This window comes from uncultured Aggregatibacter sp. (assembly GCF_901873365.1).
Taxonomy (GTDB): domain Bacteria; phylum Pseudomonadota; class Gammaproteobacteria; order Enterobacterales; family Pasteurellaceae; genus Aggregatibacter.
Genome location: NZ_CABFLM010000060.1, coordinates 92,375 through 104,245, shown reverse-complemented (window position 1 = coordinate 104,245; position 11,871 = coordinate 92,375). Strand labels below are relative to the sequence as shown.

The following is an 11,871-nucleotide window of genomic DNA, read 5'->3' as shown; positions in this document are numbered from 1 at the left end:
TTTATATGCATATAAACACCTAAACATTTTAATATTAGTTTTTATTATTTTTTATAAACTTTTCTCTATTTAAACACCACCCTCGCATTCCTAAACACCCGCATCCAAGCCCCATCTTCTCCCCACTCTTCCGGATGCCATGAGTTGCTCACGGTGCGGAAGACGCGTTCCGGGTGTGGCATCATGATGGCGACGCGGCCGTCCGTGTTGGAAAGGGCAGTGATGCCGAGGGCCGAGCTGTTCGGGTTTGCCGGGTACACTTCTGTCGGGTTTAGGTTGTTGTCGATGTATTGCGCCACGATCAAGTTTTGTGCTTGAAGTGCGGTTAAATTTTCAGGCGTTTTGAACTCCACTCTACCCTCGCCGTGGGAAACGGCAATTGGCATGTGGGAACCTGCCATGCCTTGGAACCACAGAGAGTTACTTTCATTAATGCGAACCAAAGCAGCACGGGCTTCGAAACGTTCGGATTTATTGCGCACGAAACGCGGCCAATTTTCTGTGCCGGGGATGATTTCCGCCAGGGTGGAAAGCATTTGGCAGCCGTTACAAATGCCAAGTGCGAGCGTGTCTTCACGCTCAAAGAATTGGCTAAATTGATCCCTTAAGTGCGGGTTAAATAAAATGGATTTTGCCCAACCGCCACCAGCGCCAAGCACGTCGCCGTAAGAGAAGCCACCGCACGCCACCAAGGCATTGAAGTGTTGCAGATCATAACGGCGATTGTGCAGGTCACTCATGTGTACGTCGATGGCGTCAAAGCCGGCGCGGTCGAATGCCGCCGCCATTTCCACATGGCTGTTGACCCCTTGTTCACGCAACACTGCCACTTTCGGGCGTTTGCCGGTGGCGATGTAAGGCGCGGCGATGTCTTCGCTCGGGTCGTAAGTTAAACGGGCGGAGAAACCTTTGTCCTGCCGATTTTTTTTCGCGGCGAATTCTTGGTCGGCGCATTCCGGGTTGTCACGTAAACGTTGCATTTGATGGGTCAATTCCGCCCAAATGCCGCGCAAGTCGGAGCGTTTTTCACTGAGCAACACTTTGTTGCCGCGGGTGATTTCGATTTCATCGTCTTCAGTCACGGCACCCAATTCTTTCACCAAATGCAGCACATTGTGTTTAGCGAAAACATCACGCACGAGACTCAAATCGCTGTCGCGCACTTGGATCACCGCACCCAATTCTTCGTTAAATAACACCGCTAAATCGTTGTCGCCCAAGGCGCTGATATCCACTGACACGCCGCAATGTCCGGCAAATGCCATTTCCGCCAAGGTAACGATTAAACCACCATCGGAGCGGTCGTGGTATGCCAATAATTTTTCTTGCGCCACCAATTCCTGCATGGCGTTAAAGAAGTTTTTCAATGTGTCGGCGTTGACCACATCCGCCGGTTTGTCGCCAAGTTGCGTATAAACCTGCGCTAACGCCGTAGCGCCCAAGCGGTTGTTGCCTTCACCCAAATCCACCAACAACAAGCGGGATTGTCCTTTGTCGGTGCGTAATTGTGGGGTAACAGTTTTGCGCACATCTTCCACGCGAGCAAAGGCGCTAATGATCAAAGAAAGCGGCGACGTCACGGTTTTTTGCTCGCCATTTTCCTGCCAAGTGGTTTTCATGGACATAGAGTCCTTACCCACTGGAATAGTTAAGCCTAATTGCGGGCAAAGCTCCTCACCCACGGCTTTCACCGCGGCATATAAACCCGCATCTTCGCCCTTATGGCCTGCGGCGGACATCCAATTGGCGGATAATTTAATGCGTTTAATGTCGCCGATATTCGTGGCGGCAATATTGGTAATGGATTCTGCCACGGCTAAACGGGCAGACGCAGCGAAATCGAGTAATGCCACCGGCGTACGTTCTCCCATGGACATGGCTTCGCCATAGTAGCTGTCTAATGTCGCCGTGGTCACCGCGCAGTCTGCCACCGGTACTTGCCACGGGCCGACCATTTGATCACGCGCTACCATGCCGGTCACCGTACGGTCACCGATGGTGACTAAGAAGGTTTTTTCTGCCACCGCTGGCAAACGAAGTACGCGATGTAACGCTTCTTTTAATTGAATTTGGCTTTGTTCAAGGGGTTCGCCGTTCACGCTTGCGGTTTGCACATCGCGGGTCATTTTCGGGGTTTTGCCGAGTAACACGCCCATTGGTAAATCGATCGGATCGTTGTTGAAATGCTCGTCATGTAAGGTTAAATGTTCTTCTTCCGTGGCTTCGCCGATCACCGCATAAGGCGCGCGTTCACGACGGCAAAGTTCCTCAAAGTGCGGTAGTTTTTCCGGATGAATGGCAAGCACATAACGCTCTTGCGATTCGTTACACCAAATTTCCAACGGGCTCATTTCGCGCTCGTCGCTTAAGATTTTGCGGAGCTCAAACTTACCGCCACGGCCGCCATCATGCACCAATTCCGGCATGGCGTTGGATAAACCGCCCGCGCCCACGTCATGAATAAAGGCAATCGGGTTGTTGTCGCCCAACTGCCAGCAACGGTCGATCACTTCTTGGCAACGACGTTCCATTTCCGGGTTATCCCGTTGTACGGAGGCGAAATCCAAGTTTTCTTTGGATTTACCGGAAGCCATAGAAGAGGCCGCGCCACCGCCCAAGCCAATGTTCATTGCCGGGCCGCCAAGTACAACCAGTTTTGCGCCCACCGGAATATCGCCTTTTTGCACGTGTTCGGCACGAATGTTGCCGATACCGCCTGCCAACATGATCGGTTTGTGGTAACCACGCACTTCTTCGCCGTTGAAGCTATTCACTTTTTGTTCATAAGTACGGAAATAGCCGAGCAATGCAGGACGACCGAATTCGTTATTAAACGCTGCACCACCTAACGGGCCTTCCAGCATAATGTCTAAGGCAGAAGCAATACGGTTTGGTTTGGAAAGCGGCGCTTCCCAAGGTTGCTCAAAGTTTGGAATGCATAAGTTAGACACGGAAAAGCCCACCAATCCTGCTTTTGGTTTTGCGCCGCGGCCGGTCGCGCCTTCATCACGGATTTCACCGCCGGAACCGGTTGCCGCGCCCGGGAACGGGGAAATGGCAGTTGGGTGGTTGTGGGTTTCCACTTTCATCAAAATGTGAGTGTCTTCATTGTGATAACGGTAAATGCCGTCTTGATCCGGGAAGAAACGTCCCGCTTTGGAACCTTCCATGACCGCCGCGTTGTCTTTATACGCGGAAAGTACGAAATCAGGGGTTTTCTCAAAGGTATTTTTGATCATTTTGAACAGGGATTTATCCTGTTTTTTGCCGTCGATAATCCAGTCAGCATTGAAAATTTTGTGGCGGCAGTGTTCCGAGTTGGCTTGTGCGAACATATACAGCTCAATGTCGTGTGGATTGCGTCCAAGTGCGGTGAAATTTTCCATCAAATAATCGATTTCATCTTCCGCCAACGCCAAGCCGAGTTCTACGTTAGCCCTTTCTAAAGCACTGCGTCCGCCGCTTAAAATATCCACAATTTTTAACGGTTTCGGTTCTTGCTGACGGAACAACACTTCCGCCTCGTCTGCCTTGCGAACCACGGTTTCCATCATGCGGTCATGTAAAAGTGCGGTCAGTTTTTCCGTTGTTTTTTCATCTAACGGCTGTGTCAATTCAAAGTAATACGCCAAACCACGCTCAATGCGTTCCACTTCGTTTAAGCCGCAGTTGTGGGCGATGTCGGTGGCTTTAGACGACCAAGAAGAAATGGTGCCGACCCGCGGAATCACAATAAAACTTTCCCCTTTGGCTTCATGTTCGGCAAGAGTCGGGCCGTAATGCAACAAGGCTTTCAGTTTGGCTTCCTGCTCAACAGAAAGTGCAGCGTTTAATGCCACAAAATGCACATACTCCGCATACACGGATTTCACCGGTAATTGTTGCTGTTGGAATTTTTGCATTAAGCCATTGATACGGAATTCGGAAAGGGCAGGTGAGCCACGGAAAGTTTGAAACATGAGGATTACCTTTAAGGTTGAATTGAAACAAAAATTGCGGGCTATTATAAAGGAAATCGGGAAAAACGAAAACGTTTGCGTCATCTCTTTTTAGACATGGGCATGGTCATTTTGACGTAAAGGCGAATTGACAAATACAGTGAAATGAAAAAATAACAGAAAAACTAGCGCAAGTCAGTCAACCGACTTGCGCATCTTGACAGACCAAAAATAAGCTTTTAAATGATCTGTCCCCAAAAATCTAGACGATTAATTCAAGGACTGACAACGATATTGTATCGGACTCAGTCCTTTTAATTTCAGTTGGATTCGACGGTGGTTATAATAGTCTAAATATTCAGGCCAGTTGCCGTAAAATCACGCTCAAGACGATTCGGAGCAATATGACCTATTGTGCATCTATAGGTTGTAAATTTCTTGCCTTTTCTTGACCGCACTTGAAGTCCAAGTTCCCGCATTAAACGTTAGATTTTCTTATGATTTACCGTTGGTAGACAGGCGCAAACGCTCTTCTTCTGTTTTGGGTGGCGGTGGCATTTTTGCATATTTAGGTTTCATCGGCGGTCGTCCGGATGGTTTTCGAGGAATAAGTCCTTTTATGCCAGTTTTTTCAAACCGTTTCAACCACGTCCCGACTAAGACATTAGAAGGAATATTGTAAAAACGCGCGGCTTCTCTGATACTCATTTCTCTATTCAAGATAGGTCGGAGAATTTGTAATTTAAATTCTGTTGTGTAGTGTTTACCCGTAAAAAATCTGCACCTTAATTGTTGGTTGGTGAGTCCAACTTTTGGGGTGCAGATCATTTTTCAACCGCACTTTTTATTTACTGAATAAATTTACTAACTTAGATCTTTTACTTATTTTCTAATGCTGATTTAATCAACATTTGAGTTCCAAACCATCCCCAATAAATACGGTGATTAACAATCAGCCCATTACGGATTTCCATTAGTTCAAGGATATCAACTTGTTCTCCATCCGGAGTTTGGCGAGGATATTCCCACACTAAAACATCTCCTGTAATGAAATATTTTCCTGTTCTATACCAACGAACCAGCTCATTAGGACGACGTCGAGTCCCCTCATTTAAAAAAGCCAGAATTTCTGTTTTTCCACGTAATATGCCACTATCTTTATTCATCAAAATAGGAACTAGCGGGCTTTCAAGTACGGCATCTTCAGCATACAGTTCAATTAACGCCTTTGTCTCTCTTTTTTTGGCATATTTATGCCATTTTTCATAGATCTCTTTCATGCTGTCTTCTTATTCTGGTTTGATAACGAGTAAGATTAATTAACCCACTATAAAAGTGATAGCCCCATAATGGTTATTTAACCACTTCCGCTGAATATTTTAACCGATGAATAGCATCAATTAATTGTTCATCTGTCACTTTCGGATCTTCTAACACTGTGACTGTCCCATCTTTAATTGATGCTTTGGTGGAAATCACGCCGTCAATATTACGCAATTCTTTGTTCACCAAATAAGCACAAAGCTGGCAATTCATTTCTTTCACTTTCAAGACAATTTTCTTTTCTGCTTGTACAGGTGCCTCTTCCGCATACGCAAAAGACAGGACAAACAAAGAAAACAAAAGTGCGGTGCATAATTTTTTCATTTTTTCGTTCCTAATCAGTTAATTCTAATATCCAAGGCAACAGTGTTGGATAGGTTAAGAAAAACAGCATGATGATGAACACCATCCAATACAACACAATGAGCTTTTTACGAGAAATATATTTGCTACAAATGATTTTTTTAGAAAACATCAGTAACCAAAAACCGTAAGCAAAGGCGCACAATGACACAATGAGCATCGGTATGCGTAAATAATCATACTCGCCAAAACCAATCAGCCAAGTGGATGACACGCCGAAGAGCAAATAAATCAAGGGGGCAATACAGCACAAGGTAGAAGCCACCGCAGCACTCAGCGCAGTGGCAATAGCAATCCAAAAAGATTTATTGGAGTTTTTTGGAGACGTAGTCATATTTAAATGCTTTCGGATCAAAAGAATTTAACGGATCGCCGCCCACTTCGGCATACGGATAGCCAAAGTTGTTGATTGGCGCTAATTCCGGTTGTGGATACAACTCGAAGTCACGTGCGTGGTTAAAGCCCACCCAGTTGGCTTCCCAGTTACCGAATAAATATTTCGCGACCGCTTGGGTATCTTTATCTTCAACAGATTTTTTCTCCGCTAAGCGCATTTTTGCTACATCTGCTGAATCCACCGGCACCCAACCGAAGCCGGCAAGATAAAATTCTGCACGACAGTGTTGACCACCACTCACATTTGCCACGCCATGTTCATCTGCGCTGCCGAATGCGCCTTTGGAATATTTACCCATTTTTTCCGCCGCACCTAAACGAATGCCGAAAATTTCACGGGCAGGAATGCCTGCTGCGCGGGCAAGTGCCACGAAAACGGAGTTAATATCAGTACATTTCCCTTTTAAGACACCGGTGGTTAAGATTTTTTCCACATCGCCATCACCACAACCCAAAACGGAATTATCCCGTTCCATGTTACCCACAATCCATTGATGAATTAATTCTGCCTTTTTCAGCGGATTGGTTTCAGAACCTACGATTTTATCGGCAAATTGTTTCACAATACCGTCAATTTTAATGTGTTGTGTTGGCTTCAAATATTCTTGTACATCGACGGAATACTGAATGTCTTTCGGTGGCATATAGTTATCCAAAGCGCCTTTTACCATCGGTTCGCGATCTTTGGTTTCAATCACCATGGTGACTTTCAAATCACGTTTTTGCGCATCTTTATCCCACATGGCAAACAACGTTTTTGCGCCGTATTTATTGTTTTCTGTCACATAGGCATCCAAATAATTGCCTTCAAAGTGAATGGATTTAACCTGTTGATATTCGCCGTTAAATGGCAATGGCACCCACAAATTTGCTTGACCTTGCGAACCTTTCGGCGCAATTAAGTCGTAAGTTTGGGTGAATTCATACAGATGAGAATCGGTATTGTAATTAGGTAGAGAGGTATTGGCGTAAGCCATTGCGCTGCAAGAAAGCACCGCAGTTGCGATAAGATGCTTCATCCAGAAGACTCCTTAAATTAGATTGGAAGTTAAACTTAACATAAATCCACCGAAGTGAATAAAAGCTATACTAATGAATTTCAGGAAGAAGCTCAATGAATTTCAGAGAGATTTTCTCAAGAGAGAAATACACGGAAATCTGACCGCACTTTTGATAGAACAGGGTTATTTTTCCCCTGTTTCATGCCCTGCCGAATGGCTTGGTTTACGGCGTTTGCCGATATTTTTACGATCTTGATGACGTTGTTTGGCTTTTTTATCAGCTTTCTTTTGCGCCTCGCGTTTTTCTAATTTTTTCGCTTTTTGTTTTTTGCTGACGGTTTTGATTTCGCCGTCTTTCGGCGCTTTGGTGCGCGGTTCCAAACCTTCAATCACACGGGCTTTCAGAATTTCTTGGGTATAACGCTTAATTTTGCCCAACAGACGATAATCGTGCGCTTCTACGAAAGACACGGCGGTGCCTTTTTTGCCGGCACGCGCGGTACGCCCGATGCGGTGCAAATAAGTATCGGCGCTGTACGACAAATCAAAATTCATAATGTGGCTAACATCATCAATATCAATCCCGCGTGCGGAGACATCCGTGGAGACCAACACCGTTACTACGCCGTTTTTCAGTTTATCAATCGCGTTATTGCGTTGGGTTTGCGCCATTTCGCCTTCCAGATACGTGCTACGAATACCGCGTTTGCGCAGATTTTCCGCCAGTTCGCGCACATCTTCCCGACGGCGTACGAATACAATACCCTTACTGACTTGCTCTTGCTCAATGAAACGTGCCAATAATTTGAATTTATGCTCATTGCTGTCAGCGTGATAATACCACTGCTGAATTTTTTTCCGCTCACGGCGGCTAGGCTCCGCATCAATTTTTACCGGCTCATTTAACGTGCGGTCGGCAAAGTCTTCTAATAAATCGCCTTCAAGGGTTGCCGAGAACAACAGCGTTTGCTTACGCCAACGGGTTTCTGCCGAGATTTTCTCCGCATCTTGCCCAAAGCCCATTTGCAACATTCTGTCCGCTTCGTCAAAAATCAGAATTTCTACCGCGCGGCAATCAAAATTTTCTTCTTTAATGTATTGCAATAAACGCCCCGGGGTCGCCACCACAATGTCCTGATTTTTATTGAAAATCTCGCCGTGATTTTGATATGCCACACCGCCGGTGATGGTTGCAATACTGAGTTTGGTGAAGCAGGCAAGTTCTTCCGCCTGTTCCGCCACCTGCATGGCAAGTTCACGGGTTGGCGTAAGAATCAACACACGCGGTGCGCCCGGTTTACGGCGCGGATAATCCAATAAATGTTGAATCGCCGGTAGCAAAAATGCGGCGGTTTTTCCGGTACCGGTCGGTGCTGATCCGAGGACATCAAACCCCTCCATCGCGGCAGGAATGGTTTCCTGTTGGATGGCGGTAGGGCGTTGGTAGCCTTTTTTCTGGAGGGCGTTGAGTAATTCAGGCGCGAGATCAAAATCTGCAAATTGAGTGAGGTCTGTCATGGGTATGTGTTGTTCATTAATATTAAAATTGCGCCGAATTATACCGCACTTTACCGTTAAAGTTGGCGTTAACCAAAAACTTTTATTATCAAGATTGCCATTGGGCGTATTTACCTTAGTAGGGTTCTAAAACGAATAAAAAATAAGCAATCTATTGCAATGCTTAAAACGGATTACCTAAACGCAAACGTTTGCGCTATAATACGCCACCTCAAATTTACTTCAGAAATCAAAGGAAATTATTCATGCAATCAACTCGTCCCATTCGCCAAGCATTGCTTAGCGTGTCCGATAAATCCGGTATTGTGGAATTCGCCCAAGGCCTCGTAAAACGCGGTGTTAAACTGCTTTCTACCGGCGGTACGGCAAAACTTTTAGAACAAAACGACTTGCCGGTAACCGAAGTGTCCGATTACACCGGTTTCCCGGAAATGATGGACGGTCGCGTGAAAACCTTACACCCGAAAGTGCACGGTGGAATTTTAGGTCGTCGTGGTACGGACGATGCGATCATGCAGCAACACGGCATTGAAGGCATTGATATGGTGGTGGTGAATTTATATCCTTTCGCCGCAACCGTGGCTAAGCCAAATTGCACGTTAGAAGATGCGGTGGAAAATATTGATATTGGCGGCCCAACGATGGTGCGTTCTGCGGCGAAAAACCATAAAGATGTGGCGATTATCGTGAACAATCGGGATTTTGATGGCATTCTTGCTGAAATGGATCAACATCAAAACAGCTTAACCCTAGAAACCCGTTTTGATCTTGCCATCAAAGCATTTGAACACACCGCGCAATACGATTCCATGATCGCCAACTATTTCGGTCAGTTGGTGAAACCTTATCATGTTGCCGCTGAAGAAGATGCGGAGGCGAAGTGCGGTCAATTCCCACGGACTTTAAATTTGAATTTCGTGCGTAAACAAACCATGCGTTACGGTGAAAATGCCCATCAAAATGCCGCATTTTATGTGGATCTCAATGTAAAAGAAGCGAGTGTGGCGACGGCAAACCAACTGCAAGGTAAAGCCTTGTCTTACAATAATATTGCCGACACCGACGCAGCCCTTGAATGTGTAAAAGAATTTGATGAACCGGCCTGTGTGATTGTGAAACACGCGAATCCTTGTGGCGTGGCCTTAGGCAAAGACATTTTAGAGGCCTACAACCGTGCCTATCAAACAGACCCAACGTCGGCTTTTGGCGGCATCATTGCGTTTAACCGTGAGTTAGACGAAAAAACGGCAAATGAAATTGTCGAACGCCAATTTGTGGAAGTAATTATTGCCCCGAAAGTGTCTGCGGAAGCTGTTGAAGTGGTGAAACGTAAGAAAAATGTCCGTTTGCTGGAATGTGGAGAATGGCAAGCACGTACTCAACGTTTAGATTTCAAACGCGTGAATGGTGGCTTGTTGGTGCAAGAGGCGGATTTAGGCATGGTAGGCTTGGATGACTTAAAAGTGGTCAGCAAACGTCAACCGACCGAACAAGAATTGAAAGATTTGTTGTTCTGCTGGAAAGTGGCGAAATTCGTGAAATCGAATGCCATTGTTTATGCCAAAGATAACCAAACCATCGGTATTGGCGCAGGCCAGATGAGCCGCGTGTATTCTGCGAAGATTGCGGGTATTAAGGCTCAGGATGAAGGTTTAACTGTAGCCGGTTGTGTGATGGCATCCGATGCGTTCTTCCCATTCCGTGATGGTATTGATGCGGCGGCGAAAGTAGGCATTCAATGTGTGATTCATCCGGGTGGCTCAATGCGCGATCAGGAAGTGATTGATGCGGCAGATGAGCATAATATGGTGATGGTATTGACCGGAATGCGGCATTTTAGACATTAATTGATGTCATAACTTCGCTCAATGAGCGACTTACTTATTCCCCCCTCTTTTGTAAAGAGGGGGCTAGGGGGAGATTTAAACGATGCTAAATGTACTATGAGGTTGAAATAACTTCTGCCAAATCTCCCCTACCCCTCTTTGCTAAAGAGGGGATTAAATTCCAAAAGACACAAGGACTACAACATGAATATCCTCATCATCGGAAACGGCGGTCGTGAACACGCTCTGGCTTGGAAAGCGGCGCAATCTCCATTGGCAGATAAAATTTTCGTTGCACCGGGCAATGCGGGGACGGCGTTAGAACAAAAGGTTGAGAACGTGAATATCAGTGCAACGGATGTTCCTGCGTTGGTTAAATTTGCCCAAGATAACCACATTGGTTTAACGATCGTGGGGCCTGAAGCGCCACTTGTGATTGGCGTGGTGGATGCGTTTCGAGCGGCCGGATTGAAAATTTTTGGTCCTACGCAAGCGGCGGCGCAATTGGAAGGTTCAAAAGCCTTTACCAAAGATTTTTTAGCCCGTCATAAAATCCCAACAGCGGAATATCAAAACTTCACCGAAGTTGAACCGGCATTGGCTTATTTGCGTGAAAAAGGTGCACCCATTGTCGTTAAAGCGGATGGCTTGGCGGCAGGCAAAGGCGTGATTGTGGCGATGACGTTGCAAGAAGCGGAAGACGCGGTGCGCGATATGCTTTCCGGAAATGCCTTTGGTGAAGCCGGTAGTCGAGTGGTCATTGAAGAATTTTTAGATGGCGAAGAGGCGAGCTTTATCGTCATGGTGGATGGCAAAAACGTCGAGCCTATGGCGACCAGTCAAGATCACAAACGTGTAGGCGAAAAAGACACGGGCTTGAACACTGGCGGCATGGGGGCTTATTCTCCTGCGCCTGTGGTGACACCTGAAATTCATGCGCGCGTGATGCGTGAAGTGATCTATCCAACGGTCAACGGCATGGCGGCAGAAGGCAATGTTTACACCGGTTTCTTGTATGCCGGTTTGATGATCATGCCAAATGGTCAGCCGAAAGTGATCGAATTTAACTGCCGTTTCGGTGATCCGGAAACCCAACCGATCATGTTGCGTTTGGAATCGGATTTGGTGGAACTTTGTCTTAAAGCCTGTGATGGCAAATTAGACGAAGTGAAATCGCAGTGGAACCCGAAGGCTTCTTTAGGTATCGTATTAGCAGCAGAAGGTTATCCGGGAGATTATCGCAAAGGTGATGAAATCAGCGGTTTGCCTCAAAGTGCGGTCGAAAATGAGAAAGTTTTCTTGGCGGGCGTAGAAGCAAAAGCGGGCAAGTTAGTCACCAACGGTGGCCGCGTGCTTTGTGTGACCGCATTGGGTGAAAGCGTCTTTGAAGCACAACAAAAAGCCTTAAAACTCGCTGAACAAATTCAATGGACGGGACGTTTTTATCGTCGAGATATTGGCTATCGTGCTGTTGAACGTGAGCAGCAAAAATAACTACATTAAATG

General features: G+C 46.3%; 9 protein-coding genes and 1 pseudogene. 2 read left to right on the top strand and 8 right to left on the bottom strand.

Annotated features, from left to right (window positions below):
• Window positions 1-65: 65 nt before the first annotated feature.
• The 8 genes and pseudogenes from purL to srmB form a co-directional block, all read right to left on the bottom strand.
• Entirely contained in the window at window positions 66-3,959 is a 3,894-nt protein-coding gene (purL, locus tag QZ106_RS05060; RefSeq protein ID WP_295975084.1) for a phosphoribosylformylglycinamidine synthase, read from the bottom strand.
• A 249-nt stretch (window positions 3,960-4,208) separates the two neighbouring features.
• Window positions 4,209-4,298 (bottom strand): annotated as a pseudogene (locus tag QZ106_RS05055) (IS3 family transposase); the annotation flags it as partial.
• A gap of 135 nt (window positions 4,299-4,433) precedes the next feature.
• Window positions 4,434-4,646, bottom strand: coding sequence for a helix-turn-helix domain-containing protein (locus tag QZ106_RS05050; protein ID WP_295975083.1), 213 nt, complete (start codon window positions 4,644-4,646; stop codon window positions 4,434-4,436).
• Window positions 4,647-4,816: 170 nt separating this feature from the next.
• Entirely contained in the window at window positions 4,817-5,218 is a 402-nt protein-coding gene (locus QZ106_RS05045; protein ID WP_295975081.1) for a nuclear transport factor 2 family protein, read from the bottom strand.
• Window positions 5,219-5,291: 73 nt separating this feature from the next.
• Window positions 5,292-5,585: a heavy-metal-associated domain-containing protein gene (locus QZ106_RS05040; protein WP_295975078.1), complete on the bottom strand. Its 294-nt coding sequence runs from the start codon at window positions 5,583-5,585 to the stop codon at window positions 5,292-5,294.
• Between the two features lie 10 nt (window positions 5,586-5,595).
• The gene (locus tag QZ106_RS05035; RefSeq protein ID WP_295975076.1) at window positions 5,596-5,958 is read right to left on the bottom strand and encodes a mercuric transporter MerT family protein; all 363 of its coding nucleotides are present in this window, start codon (window positions 5,956-5,958) and stop codon (window positions 5,596-5,598) included.
• Window positions 5,930-7,039 (bottom strand): transglutaminase family protein, encoded by a 1,110-nt coding sequence (locus tag QZ106_RS05030; protein WP_295975073.1) that lies wholly within the window; start codon window positions 7,037-7,039, stop codon window positions 5,930-5,932. The genes QZ106_RS05035 and QZ106_RS05030 overlap by 29 nt, the downstream gene beginning before the upstream one ends.
• Window positions 7,040-7,204: 165 nt before the next feature.
• Window positions 7,205-8,539, bottom strand: coding sequence for an ATP-dependent RNA helicase SrmB (gene srmB / locus QZ106_RS05025; protein WP_295975070.1), 1,335 nt, complete (start codon window positions 8,537-8,539; stop codon window positions 7,205-7,207).
• A gap of 245 nt (window positions 8,540-8,784) precedes the next feature.
• Here srmB and purH point away from each other — a divergent pair, with 245 nt between their 5' ends.
• Window positions 8,785-10,386, top strand: a complete 1,602-nt coding sequence (gene purH / locus QZ106_RS05020) for a bifunctional phosphoribosylaminoimidazolecarboxamide formyltransferase/IMP cyclohydrolase (RefSeq protein WP_295975068.1) — start codon at window positions 8,785-8,787, stop codon at window positions 10,384-10,386.
• Between the two features lie 183 nt (window positions 10,387-10,569).
• Window positions 10,570-11,859: a phosphoribosylamine--glycine ligase gene (purD, locus tag QZ106_RS05015; protein ID WP_295975065.1), complete on the top strand. Its 1,290-nt coding sequence runs from the start codon at window positions 10,570-10,572 to the stop codon at window positions 11,857-11,859.
• Window positions 11,860-11,871 lie beyond the last annotated feature (12 nt).